Origin of the sequence: Krasilnikovia cinnamomea, assembly GCF_004217545.1 — a bacterium.
Taxonomy (GTDB): domain Bacteria; phylum Actinomycetota; class Actinomycetes; order Mycobacteriales; family Micromonosporaceae; genus Actinoplanes; species Actinoplanes cinnamomeus.
The window spans coordinates 2,364,659-2,381,884 of the sequence record NZ_SHKY01000001.1 but is presented as its reverse complement, the minus strand read 5'-3'; the positions used below and the strand labels follow the sequence as shown (position 1 = coordinate 2,381,884).

Sequence of the window (17,226 nt, the reverse complement as noted above, 5' to 3'; positions counted from 1 at the left end):
CCAGGGCGCCGCCCCGACGTGGTCAGCCGCGGCGGGCGTTGACCATCAGGCCCAGCGGCTTGCCGACCAGGGACTCCCGGCGTACGGCGAGGCGCTCCGCGACCGCGTCGAGGGCCTGGGCGGCCGGGGCGGCCGGGTCGGCCACCACGATCGGCGCACCGGCGTCCCCGGCCTCGCGCACCCGGGTGTCGAGCGGGATCTGGCCCAGCAGCGGCACCGAGGCCCCCACCGTACGGGTCAGCGAATCGGCGACGGTGGCGCCGCCGCCCGCCCCGAAGACCTCCATGCGGGAGCCGTCGGGCAGCTCCAGCCACGACATGTTCTCCACCACGCCGACCAGCCGCTGGTGGGTCTGCAGCGCGATCGCGCCCGCGCGCTCGGCCACCTCGGCGGCCGCGGCCTGCGGGGTGGTCACCACGAGGATCTCCGCGTTCGGCAGCAACTGGGCCAGCGAGATCGCCACGTCGCCGGTGCCGGGCGGCAGGTCCAGGAGCAGCACGTCCAGGTCACCCCAGTAGACCTCCGACAGGAACTGCTGCAACGCCCGGTGCAGCATCGGGCCGCGCCACACCACGGCCGCGTTGCCCGCGGTGAACATGCCGATCGAGATGACCTTCACGCCGTGCGCCTGCGGCGGCATGATCATGTCCTCGACCCGGGTGGGCCTGCCGTCCACGCCCAGCATCCGGGGCACCGAGTGGCCGTAGATGTCCGCGTCGACCACGCCGACCGACAGGCCGCGCTTGGCCAGGGCGGCGGCCAGGTTCACCGTCACGCTGGACTTGCCCACCCCGCCCTTGCCGGAGGCGATCGCGTACACCCTGGTCCGGGAGCCGGGCTGGGCGAACGGGATGACCGGCTCGGCGGCCGCGCCGGCACCGCCGCGCAGGTTGGCCTGCAACTGCTGGCGCTGCTCGGCGGTCATCACCCCGAAGTCGATCTCGACCGAGGTGATGCCCGGGATCCGGGTCAGCGCCGCGGTGATGTCCGCGTTGAGCTTGTCGCGCAGCGGGCATCCGGCGACGGTGAGCAGCAGCTCGACCCGCACCCGCCCGTCTGCGACGGTGAAGCCCTTGACCATGCCGAGCTCGGTGATCGGCCGGCGGATCTCGGGGTCGTCGACGGTGGCGAGGGCGGCCTGAATGGCCTCCTCGAGGGTCGCTGCGGCGGGCGGTACGGGCATGGCGACGATGTTACTGCGCGGTCAGCTCCGCGCATCCTCCCCGCCACTGTGATGCTGTGCGCTCGTCAGGCGCCCCCGCTTCGCACGGTGCGCTCGTTCATGCGTCCTGATCTCGTCTGTCCAGCTTCGCGCGTCGGGCCGCCGCCTCGTCCAGCTCGTCGGCCAGCCGGGCCAGCTCCGTACGGACGAAGTCCCGGGTCGCCACCTCGCCCAGCGCGATCCGCAGCGCGGCGATCTCCCGGGCCAGGTACTCCGTGTCGGCCTTCTGCATCGCCGCCCGGCGCCGGTCCTCCTCCATCGCCAGGCGGTCCCGGTCGGTCTGCCGGTTCTGCGCCAGCAGGATCAGCGGCGCCGCGTACGACGCCTGCAGCGACAGCACCAGCGTCAGGAACGTGAACGTGTACGGATCGAACCGCAGCGACTTCGGGGCCATGGTGTTCCACGCGAACCAGGCCCCGATGACCACCGTCATGTAGACGATGAACTTCGCCGTACCCATGTAGCGGGCGATGCTCTCCGACCAGCGCCCGAACGCCTCCGGGTCGAAGCGGGGCAAGCGCACCCGGCCCGGCTCGACCGGCTGGTCCAGCCGGTCGCGCCGCGGCTCACTCATCGCTGAGCCTCGGCAGGATCACCGCGGTCTCGCCCGGCGCGGGCTCGTCGTCCGGGGCGTCGCGGTCACGCCAGTCGCGCGGCAGCGAATGGTCGAGCACGTCGTCGACCGTCACCGCGCCGACCAGCCGGTGCGCCGGATCCACCACCGGCATGGCGACCAGGTCGTACGTCGCCATCCGCTTGGTGATCTCCGGGAGGGTGGCCTCCGGGCGCAGCGGGTCCAGGTCGTTGTCCACGATGCCGCCGAGCAGGGCGGCCGGCGGCTCCCGCAGCAGCCGCTGGAAGTGCACCATGCCCAGGTACTTGCCGGTCGGGGTGGCCGACGGGGCCCGGGCCACGAACACCTGCGCGGCGACGACCGGCGACAGTTCGGGGTTGCGGATGCGGGCCAGCGCCTCGGCCACGGTCGCGTCCGGGGTGAGGATCACCGGCTCGGAGGTCATCACGCTGCCCGCGGTGCCGGGCCGGTAGCTCATCAGCTGCCGGACCGGGGCGGCCTCCTCGGGCTCCATCAGGTCGAGCAACACGACCTGCTCCGCCTTGGGCAGCTCGGCCAGCAGGTCCGCGGCGTCGTCCGGGTCCATCCGTTCGAGTACGTCGGCCGCGCGCTCCCGGTCCAGCCGGGCGAGGATCTCCACCTGGTCGTGCTCCGGGAGTTCCTCCAGAACGTCGGCCAGCGTGCGGTCGCTGAGCGCGGCCGCCACCTCGTTGCGCCGGGCGTCGGAGAGGTCCTGCAGCGCGTTGGCCATGTCCGCGGGGCGCATCTGCTCCAGCAGGGCCAGCAGGTTCGAGGTGCCCTGCGCGTCCGTCGGGCCGACCAGGCCCCGCACCCGGTCGTACTCGACCTGATACACATGGCCGCGGCGGGCGAGCCGCCCGGTGTGCTCGCGGACCGCGACGCGGGTGATCAGCCACTCGTTGTTGCGGTTCAGCTCCATGCCGAGATCCACGACGGTGCCGGTCTGCCCGGCGCCCTCGCCGTCCTCGGGCAGCACGGTCACCCGGCGGTCCAGCAGGTCGCCGAGGATCAGCAGCTCGTTCTGCCGCTTCTCGAACCGGCGCAGGTTCAACATGCCGGTGCCGAGCACGACCGCCTCGGCGTCCATCGAGGTCACCCGGCCGATCGGCAGGAAGATCCGCCGGCGCAGGGCCATCTCGGCGACCAGCCCGACGACCTGCGGCGGACGGTTCGTGGTGCGCAGGCGGACCACGGCGTCGCGGACCCGTCCCACGCGGTCTCCGTTGGGATCGAACACGGGCAGCGCGGCCAACCGCGCGAGATACACCCTCGTCCCCATTGTCACGGGTTCAGCCTAGGTTAGCGTCAGGACATGTCTACCGTGGTGTACGAGATCGTGGACGTATTCACCGATCGTCCGTTCGCGGGGAACCCGTTGGCGGTCGTCTTCGGAGCCGAGTCCCTCGCCGGTGACCAGATGCAGGCGCTGGCCCGCGAGTTCAACCTGTCCGAGACGGTGTTCGTGCTGCCCGCCGAGTCCGGCGGCAGCTACCGGGCCCGGATCTTCACCCCCGAGGCGGAGCTGCCGTTCGCCGGTCACCCCAGCGTCGGCGCCGCGGTGACATCCGTACGCCGGGGTGTGGCCGCGCCCGGTGTCCTCGTTCAGGAGTGCGGGGCCGGGTCGCTGCCCATCGAGGTCACCGCGGACGGGTCGGCGACCCTCACCGGCGGCACCCCGACGCTGGGCGCGCCGATGGATCCGGCTCCGCTGCTGGCCATGGCCGGGCTCACCGCCGACGACCTGGCCGGGCAGGCGGCGCCGCGCCTCGCCGGTTGCGGCCTGGAGTTCGTCTTCCTTCCGGTACGCCGCGACGCCCTCGCCCGGGCCCGGGTCGATCAGGGCGCCGCGGACCGGCTCAAGGTGTCCCAAATCAGCGTATTCGCCTGGGACGAGGCGCAGCGGTCGGCGTACGCCCGGGTGTTCTGCCCGGGGGTTTCCGTGCCGGAGGATCCGGCGACCGGGTCGGCGGCGCTGGGGCTCGGGGTTTGGCTGGTAGCGGCGGGGTGGCTGGCGGGGGACGGCACCGCCGCGTACACCGTGCACCAGGGGATCGAGATGCGCCGGCCGTCGCTGCTGGCGTGCACGGTCACGGCGGCCGGAGGGGTCGCGACCCGGGCCACCGTCGCCGGGCACGTGGTGCCGGTGGCACACGGCGAGATCGCCGTCCCCCCGTTCCGGGGTTGAGCCGCCGGGCGGCTCAGCGGCGGCGGACCCGGTGTAGCCGGAACGGGCGGCGGACGGGTACGCGCGCTGATGTCTCCCGTGGCGGTGCGGCCTGCGCGCCGTCGGGCAGGGCGGGCGCGGCGACCGGTTGCTCCCCGGCGGGACTCAGCCGGACGATCGCGCAGCCGTCACGCTGCCAGCGCGCCACCAGCTCCTCGGCCGTACCTGAGGCGTTGAGCCGCTTGGCGGCGAGCTGAGGCGCGACCGTCGCCCAGTCGTCCGAGCCGGGGGCGATCCGGGCGGCGGCCGCCTCCCAGATGAGGATCAGGCCGCCGGTGTCGCCGCGCAGCCGTACCGTGGCGCGGGTCGCGTCGGCCAGGTCCGGCGCCGACTGCTCGCCGGGGCCGCACACCACGATCAGCGCCCCGTCGAGCGGCAGGCACCACAGGGCGCGGGCCGGGCCGTCGCCGACACTGATCCAGGCCACGGCCGCCTTCTTGACGGCCTCCTCCACGAGCTCAGCTGTCACGGCGCCATCCTGTCACCCCGTACGGCGCCTGCGGCGCCCGCTCGTACGGATGTCGAAGAGTTGGGGTCAGCTCCACGCCGTAACTCATCAAGATCCGCTGATCAGACCAGGGCTGGGCGACGGTCGACCAGGCGTACGACCTCGGTCAGGGAGGAGACGGTCATGCCGGTGAAGCCGTCGTCGTGGTCGAAGACCAGGTGGTCGGCCAGGTCGGGGGCGGCCAGCCGGACCGCGGTCATGCCGACCGCCTCGGCACCGGTCAGCTCGCGGCTGCCGCCGTCTCCCACGTACAGGCAGTCCTGGGGGGCGACGCCGAGGCGGTCGCAGGCGGCCAGGTAGATCCGCGGGTCGGGCTTGCAGACACCCAGCTCCACCGAGAAGACCTGGGCGTCGAGCAGGCCGGCGACGGGCAGGGTGGGCAGGAACGCGGGCAGCTCGTGGGTGCAGTCGCTGACCAGGGCGGTGGCGAGGCCGCGGCGGCGTAACGTCGTGAGAGCGCTTACCGCGTCTCCGCGTAGCCGGGTGTCAGCGCGCATCGCGTTGATCCGGGCCGGCATGGCGGCCGCCAGCTGGCCGGGGCAGGGGTGGCCGCCGGCCTGTTCGATGACCCACCCTAGGGTGGCCTCGGCGGATCCGAAGAGTCCCCGGGCCCGGGCGCGGAACGACCGATCGAGTACGCCGACGACGACGTCGGGGTCGCAACCGAGGAACCGGGCGATGGCGGCATGCTGTGGCCCGCGCCGGATGGAGCGGGTCAGCGTACCGAAGAAGTCAAACACGACCGCACCGTATGCGGGCATGTCGATCAGCCTCCGGGCATCGAGAGAGTTACATCGAGAGAAAGAACAAGGGCCGGAACCGTCGGTGAGCGTAGCCACCGATTCACTCTGCGCTCAATGGAGGTTCACAAATTGTGACGCGGCGATCCGGGTCATGTCATCGGCGGAACTGACCATGTCTGCACCGCGCCATCCCTCGACCCTGCCCACCGTCGCCGCGCTTGCCGTGGCGGTGCTGGCGGTCTCCTCCTCCGCGCCGTTGATCAAGTTCGCGGCGGCGCCCGCACTCGCCGTGGCATTCTGGCGCAACGGCCTGGCCGCCCTCGCATTGACCCCCGTCGCTTGCGGCCCGCGCCGGGGCGAGCTGCGCGACGTGCTCCGCGGCGTACGTCGCCGAGATGGCATGTTCTGCCTGCTGGCCGGTGTCGCGCTCGCCGCCCACTTCGCCACCTGGATGCCGAGCGTCCAGCTCGGCTCCGTGGCCACCGCGACCGCGCTGGTGGCCACCCAGCCGGTCTGGCAGGGCCTGATCGCGGCCGCCCAGGGCCGGCGCCCGACCGTGGCGGGCTGGTGCGGCATCGCGCTGGCCGTGGCCGGCGCCGCCTGGGCCACCGGTGTCGACGTCGGCGTCTCCGGCCGCGCCGTCGCCGCGGACGTGCTGGCCCTGCTCGGCGGGATGTTCGCGGCGGTGTACACGGCGCTGGGGGAGCGGGCCCGCTCCCGGCTGAGCACCACGACCTACACCTGGATCTGTTACGGCACCTGCGCCGTGCTGCTGCTGGCGATCTGCCTGGCGGTGCGCCTCCCGCTGACCGGGTACAACCCTCGCACCTGGGCCGCGATCCTCGCCCTCGTGGTGGGCGCCCAACTGCTCGGGCACTCGATGTTCAACTACGCGCTGCACCGTACGTCGGCCACCACGGTCAGCGTGCTCATCCTGCTGGAGGTTCCTGGCGCCGCCGCGCTCGCGTGGGTCTGGCTCGGCCAGGCGCCCGACGCCGCGGCCCTGCCCGGCATCGCGCTGCTGCTGGCCGGTGTCGCGGTGGTGGTGCTCGGCGGGGGCCTGCGCCGCGACGCGCGGGACGCGACCGCCTCGCTGGCCGACGCCGCCGACCCCGCACCCCGGTGACCCGTCGACCGGGTGCCTCGGGACGGATCATCCAGCGGATATCGAACCCATCTGACGACTCAGCGTGACCATTGCGATCCGGCTTCATTTCTGGCGCGCCACGGTGACGTCGATGTTTGCCCCCGAAAGCGCAAGCGGGCAGGATCGCCGCATGGTCTATGACGCACGTTCGGTCAGCGGCAGCCGGTCGAGGAAGGACGCCACGCGGCCCGCGGCCGGTCGTCGCCCCCGCGCCACGGCGGCCACCGCCGACACCGAGGCGGACCTCGCCGCGGAACGCCCGACCGCGCTCACCGGGGACGAGCCGGACACCGCGCCCGACGAGGCTCCGGTGACCTTGCGCCTTGACGGCAAGGTCGCGCTGGTCACGGGCGCGGGCAGCCCGGACGGCATCGGGTACGCGACCGCCCGGCGGCTGCGCGACCTCGGCGCCCGGGTGGCGATCGTGTCCACGACGCGGCGCATCCACGACCGCGCCTCGGAACTCGGGGTCACCGGCTTCGTCGCGGACCTCACCGACGAGGCCGAGGTGGGCGCGCTGGCCGACGCCGTAACCGACCAGCTCGGCGACATCGAGGTACTGGTCAACAACGCCGGTCTGGCGAGCCGAACCAGCCCCGAGGTGCTGCGCCCGGTGGCCCAGCTGACGTACGACGAGTGGCGCGCCGAGATCGACCGGAATCTGAGCACCGCGTTCCTGTGCAGCCGCGCGTTCGTGGGCAGCATGTGCGAACGGGGATGGGGCCGGATCGTCAATCTGGCCGCCACGGCCGGGCCGATCAACGCCCTGCCCACGGAAGCCGCGTACGCCGCCGCGAAGGCCGGGGTGCTGGGCCTCACCCGCGCCCTGGCCATGGAACTCGTCGCGGACGGCGTGAACGTCAACTGCGTCGCCCCCGGCACCATCTACACGGCGGCATCGACGGTCACCGAGATCAAGCAGGGGCTCGGCACGCCCATCGGCCGCCCCGGCACGCCGGACGAGGTGGCCGCCGCGATCGCGTTCCTGTGCTCGCCGGCCGCGTCGTACATCACGGGTCAGATGCTGGTGGTCGACGGCGGCAACAGCGTCCGCGAGGCCGAGTTCCGCTGATCGCTGATCCGGTCGGCCGGGGCAGATCGGCCGACCGGATCGGTCGCTCAGTAGGTGCCGCTGCTGTTCGCCGCACCGATGATGGGCAGCGCGATCAAGCCGATGCACATCAGCAGGTAGAAGCCGGTAAAAATGTAGCCGAGCCACAGCCCGGCCGTGGCCAGGCCCTCCCCGCCTTCACCGGTCTGGCGGATCTGCTTCTTCGCCACGTGGCCCATGACGATCGCGGCCGGGGAGAAGACGAACGCGAAGACCAGCGCCAGGATCGCCATGGTGTTGGTGCTCGGCCCGGCCGCGTAGGGCTGCGCGTACTGCGGCGCGCCGTAGGGCTGCTGCGCGTACGGCTGCTGCCCGTACGGCTGTCCCCCGGCCGGGGGGTACGGCTGGCCGCTGGTCGGCGGAAGGTACGGCTGTCCACTGGCCGGTGCACCGCTGGCCGGGGCCGCATACGGGTCCGAGGCGTAGGGATTCGGCTGCTCGTAGGGCTGCTGCGGCTGATATGGATCCGGCGTGCCGCCGGGCGGCGGATATGTCATGTCAGGCTCTCCTCCTTGTGTAACCGGCACCGTACTAGTCGAGTCGAAGGCGGCGACATCCGCGCTGAACGTCGATCGCCTGGTGAACCGTTCAGACCTGGCGGGTGAGGCCCGCGGCGGCGCGTTCGACCATGAGGCAGCGGTCCTCGACGTAGTCGAGGCCCGCCTCGGTGGCGATCCGGCGGGCCTCGGCGGAGACGATGCCGCTCTGCAGCCACACCGCGGGGATCTTGGCGGCGATCGCCTGCCGCACGATCTCGACCGCGTCGGCGGCCGGACGGAAGATGTCGACGAGGTCCACGGGCTCCCGGATGTCCGCCAGTGTCCGGTAGGCCCGCTGCCCGAACACCTCGTCAACGAACGGGTTCACCGGAATGACGTGCCAGCCGTGCCGGAGCATGTGCAGTGGCACCGAGTGGGCCGGTTTCGCGGGGTCCCGGGAGGCGCCCACGACCGCGATCACCCTCGCGTCGGCCAGGATCTGCCGTGCACTGCGCATGGTCCGACTCTATCGACGGATCAGAGCAGGGTGAGCTGTTCCACCTCCGCCTGTGACGCCCGCTGCACACGCCGGCCGGCGCGGGGCGGGTAGCCGCTCGCCGCCGGGCCCGGTGGTCCCCCGCCCGGTGGGGAGCCGGTCGCCGCGCCGCCCTGCGGTCCCCCGCGCGGTTGTTGTCCGGTCCTCGCCACGCCTGGCGGTGCCATTCCTGGTGGTTCCATTCCTGGTGGTGCCGTCTCTGGTGAATTCGATCCCGGTGGCTGGGCTTCGTCGTGGCTGTAGGCGCGGCGGGTCTCGGCCCGGTCGCGGCGGTCCAGTCCGTGGCGGGCGGCGGCCAGCCGGACCCGGGCGGTGATCTCCGCCTGCGTCGCCCGGGGGAGGTAGGACCCGGCCCGGTACAGCTCCCGATAGCGGGGGGCCAGCGCCGGATGCTCGCGGGTGAGCCAGGCCGCGTACCACTCCCGGGCGCCGGGGCGCAGGTGCAGCGCCAGCGGTGTCACGCTGACCGCACCGGCCGCGGCGATCGCGGCCACCGTCTCGTCGATCGACTCGTCCGTGTCGGTGAGCCCGGGCAGGATCGGGGCCATCAGTACGCCGACGTCGAAGCCCGCGTCGGTGAGGGTGCGCACCGCGTCCAGCCGGCGTCGCGGGCTCGGTGTGCCCGGCTCGACCGCGCGCCAGAGCCGCTCGTCGACGAAGCCGATCGAGAAGGACAGTCCGACCGGGGCGACCTCGGCGGCCTGCTTGAGCAGCTCCAGGTCGCGCAGGATGAGAGTCCCCTTGGTGAGGATCGAGAAGGGGTTGGCGAAGTCCCGCAGCGCGGTGAGGATCGGTGGCATCAGGCGGTACCGGCCCTCGGCGCGCTGGTAGACGTCCACGTTGGTGCCCATCGCGATGGGTGCGCCACGCCATGTCGGGGCAGCCAGTTCCCGCCGGACCAGCTCGCCCGCGTTCACCTTGACGACGATCCTGGTGTCGAAGTCGCGACCGGCGTCGAGGTCCAGGTAGGTGTGGGTGTTGCGGGCGAAGCAGTTGTGGCTGACCACGCCGTCCGCGATGAAGTCCCCCGTTCCGGTGGTGAGGTCGTACAGCGGCAGGGTGAGGCCGAGCTCCTCGATGTCCACGACGGTGAGCCGGGCGTCGGTGCGTACGCCGACCCCCGCCGCGTCCAGCGGGGTGGCGTCCGCTCCGGTGGCGTGCCGGAATCGCAGGGCGGACCACAGGTCGCGGCTGAGCTCGACCGTGGACGGGCCGCCACGGGTGCCGGGCGCGTGGCGGCTGGGCAGAGCCTGGTGGGTCAGCGCGTCCGTCACCCGGCGCAGAAACGCCTCGTCGTGGCTGGCGAAGGTGACCGCCAGGCGGTGCGCGCGGCCGATGGAGCCGAACGCGCCCGCCAGGAAGCCGCGGCGCCAGTCACCGGTCGGGTGCTCGGGCCAGCGCAGCGCATCGTGCAGGGCGACGCCCTCCAGGTACCCGTCGGCCCGCGCCCAGGCAGCGGCCGCATGGCAACCGGGACGAGCCCCGGGGGCGCCGTCCCCGGCTCCCGGCGACCGGGGCGCCCCAAACCCGCCTGTGGCGGCAAGACTTGGGCGAGCGAACTCCGCCGCGCTCGGCCTGGAGCCAGTCGCGCACGGCTGGGTGGAGATGGCCGCGCCGGGCTGGGTGGGCATGGCTGCGCCGGGTCGGGTGGGCATGGCTGCGCCGGGTCGGGTGGAGATGGCCGCGCCGGGCTGGGCGGACACGGCAGCGCCGGGTCGTCGGGCGGAGGCCGCCGCGTCGCCGCGAACCAGCCCGCACAGGAAACCCGCCCGGTAGTCCGGGGACTCCTTGGGAGGGTCCGCGAAGCGACCGACCCCGGCCATCCGGTCCCCGACCGCCAGTGCCGGGCAGCCGGGACCGGCCGGGCTGACATGGCGCCAGCCGCGGTCGGTCAGGAAGCGATGCTCGCCCCCGGACACCAGCCGGGTGCCGTCCGCCAGCGTGACCCGGTACGCGGGCCGCGTCGTCGACCAGTGCGCGAGGACGGTGGTGGCGACATACCGGCGGTGGGCACCGGCGCCCGTCGTGCCGAGGACGGCGTCGCCGGCCCGCAACTGGGCCAGCGGCCGGGTGGAGCCGTCGGCCAGCAGAATCGGAGTGTCTCCACCGAGGCAGTACGTGCAGGCGTGCGAGCACCCCCGGTACGGATTGATCGTCCACTCGAACGGCACTCGCGACGCGCCGGGGACCCGGTTGATGATCGACTTGGCCCGGATCTCGTAGAACGTCAATCCGCTGAAGGACGGCGTGTCGAACGTGCGGACGCTCGCCCCGGGCAGCGCCAGCGGCAGGGGTGGGGCCACCGGCGCTGCCGGTCCTGGTGCCGCTGGGTCGAGCGCGGCGGGGACGGGCGCGGCAGGCTCGACCGCGGCAGGGTCGGGCGCGGTGTTCTCCTGAGCCGCGAGATGGGACCAGCGCATGGGCACTATTCGAACATGCGTTCGATCGCCTGTCCATCCGCCGTGCCGATTCACCGGAGACGGTGAAGGCCCGGCGCGCGGGCGCCGGGCCTTCCTGGTGCTGCGACTCGTGGTGTCGTGACGGCTGTCAGTGCTGGTGAGTCGCGAGCTGCTTGCGGACGTCGTCCATGTCGAGCTTCTCGACCTGGTCGATCAGGGACTCCAGGGCGGACTCCGGGAGCGCTCCGGCCTGCGAGAAGACGATCACGCCATCCCGGACCGCCATGATCGTGGGAATGGAGCGGATGTCGAACTTCGCGGCGAGCGCCTGCTCGGCCTCGGTGTCCACCTTGCCGAAGGTGATCGCGGGGTGCTTCTCCGACGAGCGTTCGTACGTCGGCGCGAAGCGCACACACGGACCGCACCAGCTGGCCCAGAAGTCGACCAGAACGATGCCGTCCTTGCCGGTGACCTCGTCGAAGTTCGCTGCCGTCAAGTTAACGGTCGCCATGATCTCTCCGTCCATGGGAAGTGTCGTACGTGCGATGAAACCCATCGTTCACCTCGGCAATTCCCGTCGGGTAGTGCCCTATGCCGTGGGCTTCGGCACGGTACGGCAACCGGCGAACAGGTCCATTTCACGCTAGGTAGGGAGAGCGCTCTCAAATGTTTCAACCGTTTGTATGACGGCCGCGGGTGCGGTGACGTCCCGGAGTGTCGGTCATCCGACACATTCCTGCCCTTTCTGCAAACTGACCTGCGCGTACCGTAACTGTAAACAAAGTTAAGTGTGACTTGAGTCACGCGTGAGTGCTCTTCACATCGATACAGACCGTGAGGCAAACTTTTCCGCAACAGAGCGTGGGCGGCGGGTGCCGGGGAGGGCCCCGCCGCTCATTGCGTCCGGGTCCGTTTTGCCTCGGCGAGAAGCCGTCGGACTCCGCAAGGCGCTGGACCCGTAGGCCGTCGGACGCAACGAGCGGCAACCGGCTGATCACCAGCGGGAAGCGACGGACGCGCCGCCCCGCCGCGAAGCCGGCCACCGTAGCCTGATCGCCCATGACCGAGGACGACGCCGAGATCGGGGTGGGCCCGTGGCCCGGCCCCTGGCCGGACGGCGAGCAGTACGATCCCGAGCTTCTCGCGACCGGTGACCGGCGCAACGTGGTCGACCGCTACCGGTACTGGCGCCGCGAGGCGGTCGTGGCCGATCTCGACCGGCACCGCCACGGCTTCCATGTCGCCATCGAGAACTGGCAGCACGACCTCAACATCGGCACGGTCGTCCGCAACGCCAACGCGTTCCTCGCCGCCGAGGTGCACATCGTCGGCCTGCGCCGGTGGAACCGGCGCGGCGCCATGGTCACGGACCGGTACCAGCATGTCCGCCACCACGCCACGATCGAGGACTTCGTTGCCTGGGCCCGGGCCGATGGGCTGCCGATCGTCGGCATCGACAACCTGCCCGGCTCTCACCCGATGGAGACCGTCACCCTGCCCCAGCGCTGCGTGCTGCTGTTCGGCCAGGAGGGGCCGGGCCTGTCCGGCGCCGCAAGGACGGCCTGTGACCAGGTCTTCTCCATCGCCCAGTACGGTTCGACCCGGTCGATCAACGCGGGTGTCGCCAGCGGCATCGCGATGCACGCCTGGATCCGCGCGCACGCGGGCCCGCCACCGCAGTGACGCCACCGTGAGGGACCTCCGGGTGCAGGCGCCGTGACCCGAGTGGCCCCGGACCGACCCGACTGGCCCCGGACTGACCCGAGTGACCCCGAAGTGACCGGAGTCCGCCGAACCGGCCCGGACGGGGCGAATCCGCACGCCGCGACCAGGTTCTGCCGATTCGCTTGACGGCGGCCCGCCCTGCCCGCACGGTAAGAGGGTGGGTGTCACAGTGAGTTGCCCCCGATGCGGTGCGCATGTCCGGCCGCCGGACCTGATGCACAGCGACTGGCGCTGCGACAACTGTGGTGAGGTCCCGCCGTTCCACGTCGCGGAGCACATCGGCGCCGAAATCCTGGAGAGCGTCCTGCGCCGGACGGCACCCCCGGCCGAGCGCGTGCCGCTCTGGTGCCCGTGGCCGCTGGCGGCCGGCTGGATGGTCACCGGCGTCGGCTGGGCCGGGGACGACCGCAGTGGAGTACGCGCGACCGCGCTCGCCTGCAGCGGGCCCGACCCGCTCGGCGGTGGGCCCGCCGAACTCGTGCTCATCGCGGAGCAGCCCGGCGTCGGGCTCGGCACCCGCTTCGCCGGCATTCCCGGCATCGATCCCGGCCACCTCATCAGTGAGGCGCTCGCCGACTCGGGGCCGCAGGGCCCGCACGCCAAGGTCAAGGCGGGCGGGCATCCCACTCCACTGTGGTGCGTCAAGTCCCCGGAGGATCGAAGCGCCTACGTGAGTGAGGCGAAAGGAATGTGGCTCTATGCGGTAGCGTGGCCCGCAAGCGCGGGCTACTTCCTTGCCGAGCACGTCGTCCTGCACGATCTGTCCGATGGGGTGCCGCCCGAGCTTGTGTACGGAGCGCCATCGCCGTACCTGCACGGGAAAGCGTGACCTGCGGGGACGGAACTTGGCGATTCGGCCACATTGTTCACACCGAGCGACCAAGCTGATACCGTCGGTACTGTCGCGGCGCAGACCGTCACCCGCACCGGAGGAGAAGAAGGCAGGCCATGATCAAGAAGGTACTCACCTGGCTTGGCATCGCATTCTTGATCTTCTTTATCGCCTTCAATCCGAACTCGGCCGCGGCGGTGTTCGCATCGCTCGGCAGCACGATCGGTGACATCGCTGAGGGCTTCGGGACCTTCTTCACCAACCTCGTCGCATAGCATTGCCAGATGGGTCCTGGTGAGCCGAGTCAGCCCGACAACGAGGGTGCCCGTCGTCGTCCGCAGGACGACGACGAGACGTTCGGGTACGACGATCCTGCCTTCAACTCCGGCCCGGAGAACGACCCCGGCGCCGCCTATTCGGACGGTCCCGGCTACTCGCCGGACGCAGGCTACTCACCGGACGCCGGCTACTCGCCCGACGCGGGTTACTCGCCGGACGCGGCCTACGGTTCGTCCCGCCCGGAGGAGTACCCCGACGAGTACGAATCCCCGGTCTTCACCGCGGAGGAGCTCGAGGGCCTCGGCGCCGGCTCCGGCCCGCGCCGGGTCCTGCCGCTGGAGGACGAGCCGACCAACCTGGTGGCCCGGTACCTGTTCCCCACCGAGCGTTACCGCGGCGAGTGGAAGCGGCACTGGATCCACCTGATCACCCCGCTCTTCGTCGGCGCGGCCGGCACGCTCATCCTCGGATACCTGGCCGGGTTCCTCACCCGGCAGCAGGTCGACGGCCTCGTCACGGCCGCGGTGCTGCTCTGGATCGGGGTCATCGCGTGGGTGGCCTGGCGGGTCTTCGACTGGTACTTCGACCGCTTCATCCTCACCAACAAGCGGGTCATGGTGGTCAACGGCATTGTCACCCGCAAGGTGGCCATGATGCCGCTGCTGCGGGTCACCGACATGAAGTACACCCAGTCCCCCCTCGGGCGCCTGCTCAACTACGGCACCTTCGTGCTGGAATCGGCGGGCCAGGACCAGGCGTTGCGCGAGGTCAAGCATCTGCCCAACCCGAACGAGCTGTACCTGCGCGTCGTCGAGGAGATGTACGAGCCGCAGGCCGTCGAGGCCCGTCTGGGCAAAGACGGTGACGCGGGTGACGACGCCTGACGTGCGCGTTCACCCACGTGCACCCACCCGTTAACTTCTTCGAGTGACCCGAATCGACCTGCACTGCCACTCGACGGCCAGCGACGGCACCCTGACCCCGGCCGACCTGATGGCGGCAGGTCGCGACGCCGGGCTCGACGTCATGGCGATCACCGACCACGACACCACGGGCGGCTGGGCCGAGGCGGCCGCCGCCCGACCGGCGGGCCTGAGCCTGGTCCGCGGCGCCGAGCTCTCCTGCCGCTGGTACGGCGTGCAGCCGGCGATCCCGCTGCACCTGCTGGCGTACCTGTTCGACCCCACCGAGCCACGGCTCGCCGCCGACCTGGCCCTCATCCGCAGCGACCGCGAGCGGCGCGCCGAAGGCATCGTCGAACTGCTGCGCGCCGACGGAGTGGACATCACCTGGGCCGAGGTGCAGGGGTACGCGGCCGGCGGATCGGTGGGCCGCCCGCACATCGCCCAGGCGCTCATCCGGGCCGGGCTGGTCCGCACGACCAACGAGGCGTTCGCGTCGCGCTGGCTCGGCACGCGGTACTTCGTACCCAAAGCCGATCTGGACGTCTTCGAAGCGGTCCGGGCGGTCCGCGCGGCCGGCGGGGTGGCGGTCTTCGCGCATCCGCGAGCCACCCGCCGGGGCCGGGTGGTGCCGGACAAGCTCATCGAGGAGCTGGCCGAGGCGGGCCTGTTCGGGCTCGAGGCCGACCACGAGGACCACTCGCCGGAGGAACGCGAACACGTCCGTGCGCTCGCCGACCGGCTCGGCCTGGTCGTGACCGGCTCATCGGACTTCCACGGCACCCACAAGACCGTCCAGCTCGGCGCGTTCACGACCGCGCCGGAGGCGTTCGAGCGGATCGCGGCGGCCGCCACCGGCGTACCCGTGCTGGGGTGACGAAGGGCGCAGTCCGCTGCCGCGTCCCTGCGCGGACGCCTAGGTTGATCCCGTGAACCTGAAGCTGTTCGGCGAGGTCTTCGTGACCCTCCTGGTGATCGTCGATCCCCCGGGCATGGTGCCGGTCTTCCTGGCGCTGACCGGCACCATGCCGACCAAGCAGCGGACCCGCGCGGGTACCCAGGCGGTCGGCCTCGCCCTCGGCGTCATCGTGGTGTTCGCGGTGGCCGGCCAGACACTGCTCGACTACCTGCACGTCCAACTGCCCGCGCTGCAGGGCGCCGGTGGGCTGCTGCTCGTGCTCGTGGCGCTGCAGCTGCTGACCGGCAAGACCGACGAGCCCTCGGAACAGGGCGGCACGACCAACGTCGCCCTGGTGCCGATCGGCACCCCGCTGCTGGCCGGGCCAGGCGCGATCGTCGCCACGATGCTTTTCGTACGGCGTGCCGAAGGCGCACCGGACTATGTGGTCATCGGCCTCGCCATCCTCGCCGTCATGATCACGGTGTGGCTGGTGCTGCGCTTCTCCGGCGTCATCGTCAAGCTGCTGCGACCCGGCGGCATCGAGGTGCTGACCCGCATCGCCGGTCTGCTGCTGGCGGCCATCGCGGTCCAGCTCATCGCGGACGCGGTCGCCGCGTTCGTGCGCCTGTACTCGGCCTGATTCATTCTGTCGGTGGGTGCTGGCAGGATGACCGGGTGTCTTCGACGAGGTCCCCACGCGCCGTGCCCGGTCAGCCCCGTCCAGCCAGGTCCGCGCCCGGCAAGCCCGGCCACGAGCAGCTGGGCTTCGCCGGCATGCCCGAGCGCCTCTTCGTATGCACTCCGAGCAAGCTCGCGGCCTACGAGGACTGCCCCCGCCGATACCGGTACTCGTACCTCGACCGCCCCGCCCCCCAGAAGGGGCCGCCGTGGGCGCACAACTCGCTCGGCGCGAGCGTCCACACGGCCCTGAAGAACTGGTATGCCCTGCCCGCGGCCCGCCGCGGTCCCGAGGCCCTGCCCGCGCTGCTCACCTCCACCTGGGTGGGGGAGGGTTACCGCGACACCGAGCAGGAACGGCAGGCACACCGGCGGGCGCTGGACTGGCTGGAGTCCTACGTGGCCACCCTCGACCCGGCCGACGAGCCCCTCGGGGTCGAGCGCGTGGTCGCCGCCCGCACCGCCGTGCTCGCGTTCAACGGCCGCGCCGACCGGATCGACGCCCGGCCCGGTCCCGCGGGCCCCGAAGCGGTCATCGTGGACTACAAGACCGGCCGCGCCGAGCCGGGCCCCGACGACGCCCGCGGCTCGCAGGCCCTGGCGCTGTACGCGTTCGCCGCGCAGCGCGTCTTCCGCCGCCCGTGCCGCCGCGTCGAGTTGCACCACCTACCGACGGGGACGGTCGCCGTCCACGAACACACCGACGAGTCACTGGCTCGCCAGCTGGCCCGCGCCGAGGACACGGCCCGGGACATCGTCACCGCCGAGAAGGCGGTCGAGGCCGGCGGTGACCCCGACGCCGAGTTCCCGGTTCGCCCGGGGTCGCTGTGCGCATGGTGTGACTTCCGGCGTACGTGCCCGGCGGGTGCCGAGGCTCCGGCGAAGGAGGCATGGGCCGCTCTCGCGGTCTGAGTGGGCCCCGGCG

At 72.0% G+C, this 17,226-nt stretch carries 19 protein-coding genes; 10 read left to right on the top strand and 9 right to left on the bottom strand.

The window, feature by feature from the left end; translation table 11 throughout:
- Positions 1 to 22: 22 nt before the first annotated feature.
- The 3 genes from EV385_RS10600 to EV385_RS10590 form a co-directional block, all read right to left on the bottom strand.
- Complete coding sequence (locus EV385_RS10600; protein WP_130509322.1) at positions 23 to 1,183, bottom strand: Mrp/NBP35 family ATP-binding protein; 1,161 nt, start codon at positions 1,181 to 1,183, stop codon at positions 23 to 25.
- A 97-nt stretch (positions 1,184 to 1,280) separates the two neighbouring features.
- Positions 1,281 to 1,796, bottom strand: a complete 516-nt coding sequence (locus tag EV385_RS10595; RefSeq protein WP_130509321.1) for a DUF1003 domain-containing protein — start codon at positions 1,794 to 1,796, stop codon at positions 1,281 to 1,283.
- Complete coding sequence (locus EV385_RS10590) at positions 1,789 to 3,102, bottom strand: magnesium transporter MgtE N-terminal domain-containing protein (RefSeq protein WP_130509320.1); 1,314 nt, start codon at positions 3,100 to 3,102, stop codon at positions 1,789 to 1,791. Before EV385_RS10590 ends, EV385_RS10595 begins: the two co-directional genes overlap by 8 nt.
- A gap of 27 nt (positions 3,103 to 3,129) precedes the next feature.
- Here EV385_RS10590 and EV385_RS10585 point away from each other — a divergent pair, with 27 nt between their 5' ends.
- Entirely contained in the window at positions 3,130 to 4,002 is an 873-nt protein-coding gene (locus EV385_RS10585) for a PhzF family phenazine biosynthesis protein (RefSeq protein WP_130509319.1), read from the top strand.
- Positions 4,003 to 4,015: 13 nt separating this feature from the next.
- On the opposite strand, the gene EV385_RS10580 is transcribed toward EV385_RS10585, so the two are convergent.
- Positions 4,016 to 4,510: a hypothetical protein gene (locus tag EV385_RS10580; RefSeq protein WP_130509318.1), complete on the bottom strand. Its 495-nt coding sequence runs from the start codon at positions 4,508 to 4,510 to the stop codon at positions 4,016 to 4,018.
- A 101-nt stretch (positions 4,511 to 4,611) separates the two neighbouring features.
- Positions 4,612 to 5,310, bottom strand: a complete 699-nt coding sequence (locus tag EV385_RS10575) for an HAD family hydrolase (protein WP_130509317.1) — start codon at positions 5,308 to 5,310, stop codon at positions 4,612 to 4,614.
- 154 nt (positions 5,311 to 5,464) lie between these two features.
- Between EV385_RS10575 and EV385_RS10570 the strand changes: the two genes are divergently transcribed.
- Positions 5,465 to 6,418 carry a DMT family transporter gene (locus tag EV385_RS10570; protein ID WP_130509316.1) on the top strand — a complete coding sequence of 318 codons (954 nt, stop codon included), beginning with the start codon at positions 5,465 to 5,467 and terminating at the stop codon, positions 6,416 to 6,418.
- 151 nt (positions 6,419 to 6,569) lie between these two features.
- Positions 6,570 to 7,511, top strand: a complete 942-nt coding sequence (locus EV385_RS10565; RefSeq protein WP_130509315.1) for an SDR family NAD(P)-dependent oxidoreductase — start codon at positions 6,570 to 6,572, stop codon at positions 7,509 to 7,511.
- A 47-nt stretch (positions 7,512 to 7,558) separates the two neighbouring features.
- Here the strand turns inward: EV385_RS10565 and EV385_RS10560 are convergent, their stop codons facing one another.
- From EV385_RS10560 to trxA, 4 genes are all read right to left on the bottom strand, one after another.
- The gene (locus EV385_RS10560) at positions 7,559 to 8,047 is read right to left on the bottom strand and encodes a DUF4190 domain-containing protein (RefSeq protein ID WP_130509314.1); all 489 of its coding nucleotides are present in this window, start codon (positions 8,045 to 8,047) and stop codon (positions 7,559 to 7,561) included.
- A 91-nt stretch (positions 8,048 to 8,138) separates the two neighbouring features.
- A complete protein-coding gene (locus EV385_RS10555; RefSeq protein ID WP_130509313.1) occupies positions 8,139 to 8,546 on the bottom strand; it encodes a CoA-binding protein in 408 nt (135 codons plus the stop codon).
- Positions 8,547 to 8,566: 20 nt separating this feature from the next.
- On the bottom strand, positions 8,567 to 11,005 hold the full coding sequence (locus EV385_RS34985; protein WP_242624813.1) for an intein-containing Rv2578c family radical SAM protein: 2,439 nt from the start codon (positions 11,003 to 11,005) through the stop codon (positions 8,567 to 8,569).
- Positions 11,006 to 11,132: 127 nt separating this feature from the next.
- Positions 11,133 to 11,495 carry a thioredoxin gene (gene trxA / locus EV385_RS10540; protein WP_130509312.1) on the bottom strand — a complete coding sequence of 121 codons (363 nt, stop codon included), beginning with the start codon at positions 11,493 to 11,495 and terminating at the stop codon, positions 11,133 to 11,135.
- A 548-nt stretch (positions 11,496 to 12,043) separates the two neighbouring features.
- Between trxA and EV385_RS10535 the strand changes: the two genes are divergently transcribed.
- The 7 genes from EV385_RS10535 (at position 12,044) to EV385_RS10510 (ending at position 17,213) form a co-directional block, all read left to right on the top strand.
- Positions 12,044 to 12,667, top strand: coding sequence for a TrmH family RNA methyltransferase (locus EV385_RS10535; protein ID WP_130509311.1), 624 nt, complete (start codon positions 12,044 to 12,046; stop codon positions 12,665 to 12,667).
- 199 nt (positions 12,668 to 12,866) lie between these two features.
- Complete coding sequence (locus EV385_RS10530; RefSeq protein WP_341273933.1) at positions 12,867 to 13,538, top strand: DUF6758 family protein; 672 nt, start codon at positions 12,867 to 12,869, stop codon at positions 13,536 to 13,538.
- Between the two features lie 119 nt (positions 13,539 to 13,657).
- Complete coding sequence (locus EV385_RS33845; RefSeq protein ID WP_165449439.1) at positions 13,658 to 13,816, top strand: hypothetical protein; 159 nt, start codon at positions 13,658 to 13,660, stop codon at positions 13,814 to 13,816.
- A gap of 9 nt (positions 13,817 to 13,825) precedes the next feature.
- The gene (locus EV385_RS10525) at positions 13,826 to 14,704 is read left to right on the top strand and encodes a PH domain-containing protein (RefSeq protein ID WP_130509310.1); all 879 of its coding nucleotides are present in this window, start codon (positions 13,826 to 13,828) and stop codon (positions 14,702 to 14,704) included.
- A gap of 43 nt (positions 14,705 to 14,747) precedes the next feature.
- Positions 14,748 to 15,599 (top strand): PHP domain-containing protein, encoded by an 852-nt coding sequence (locus tag EV385_RS10520; RefSeq protein WP_130509309.1) that lies wholly within the window; start codon positions 14,748 to 14,750, stop codon positions 15,597 to 15,599.
- Between the two features lie 52 nt (positions 15,600 to 15,651).
- Positions 15,652 to 16,263, top strand: coding sequence for a MarC family protein (locus tag EV385_RS10515; RefSeq protein ID WP_130509308.1), 612 nt, complete (start codon positions 15,652 to 15,654; stop codon positions 16,261 to 16,263).
- A gap of 134 nt (positions 16,264 to 16,397) precedes the next feature.
- Positions 16,398 to 17,213, top strand: coding sequence for a RecB family exonuclease (locus tag EV385_RS10510; protein WP_130513208.1), 816 nt, complete (start codon positions 16,398 to 16,400; stop codon positions 17,211 to 17,213).
- Positions 17,214 to 17,226: the final 13 nt, after the last annotated feature.

Bases quoted from the DNA above. Each gene is read 5' to 3' on its own strand.
- EV385_RS10565 (WP_130509315.1), top strand. From the start codon at position 6,570: ATGGTCTATGACGCACGTTCGGTCAGCGGCAGCCGGTCGAGGAAGGAC.
- EV385_RS33845 (WP_165449439.1), top strand. From the start codon at position 13,658: ATGATCAAGAAGGTACTCACCTGGCTTGGCATCGCATTCTTGATCTTC.
- EV385_RS10600 (WP_130509322.1), bottom strand. From the start codon at position 1,183: ATGCCCGTACCGCCCGCCGCAGCGACCCTCGAGGAGGCCATTCAGGCC.
- EV385_RS10595 (WP_130509321.1), bottom strand. From the start codon at position 1,796: ATGAGTGAGCCGCGGCGCGACCGGCTGGACCAGCCGGTCGAGCCGGGC.
- EV385_RS10575 (WP_130509317.1), bottom strand. From the start codon at position 5,310: ATGCCCGCATACGGTGCGGTCGTGTTTGACTTCTTCGGTACGCTGACC.
- EV385_RS10555 (WP_130509313.1), bottom strand. From the start codon at position 8,546: ATGCGCAGTGCACGGCAGATCCTGGCCGACGCGAGGGTGATCGCGGTC.
- EV385_RS10585 (WP_130509319.1), top strand. From the start codon at position 3,130: ATGTCTACCGTGGTGTACGAGATCGTGGACGTATTCACCGATCGTCCG.
- EV385_RS10525 (WP_130509310.1), top strand. From the start codon at position 13,826: ATGGGTCCTGGTGAGCCGAGTCAGCCCGACAACGAGGGTGCCCGTCGT.
- EV385_RS34985 (WP_242624813.1), bottom strand. From the start codon at position 11,005: ATGCGCTGGTCCCATCTCGCGGCTCAGGAGAACACCGCGCCCGACCCT.
- EV385_RS10570 (WP_130509316.1), top strand. From the start codon at position 5,465: ATGTCTGCACCGCGCCATCCCTCGACCCTGCCCACCGTCGCCGCGCTT.
- EV385_RS10510 (WP_130513208.1), top strand. From the start codon at position 16,398: ATGCCCGAGCGCCTCTTCGTATGCACTCCGAGCAAGCTCGCGGCCTAC.
- trxA (WP_130509312.1), bottom strand. From the start codon at position 11,495: ATGGCGACCGTTAACTTGACGGCAGCGAACTTCGACGAGGTCACCGGC.
- EV385_RS10560 (WP_130509314.1), bottom strand. From the start codon at position 8,047: ATGACATATCCGCCGCCCGGCGGCACGCCGGATCCATATCAGCCGCAG.
- EV385_RS10535 (WP_130509311.1), top strand. From the start codon at position 12,044: ATGACCGAGGACGACGCCGAGATCGGGGTGGGCCCGTGGCCCGGCCCC.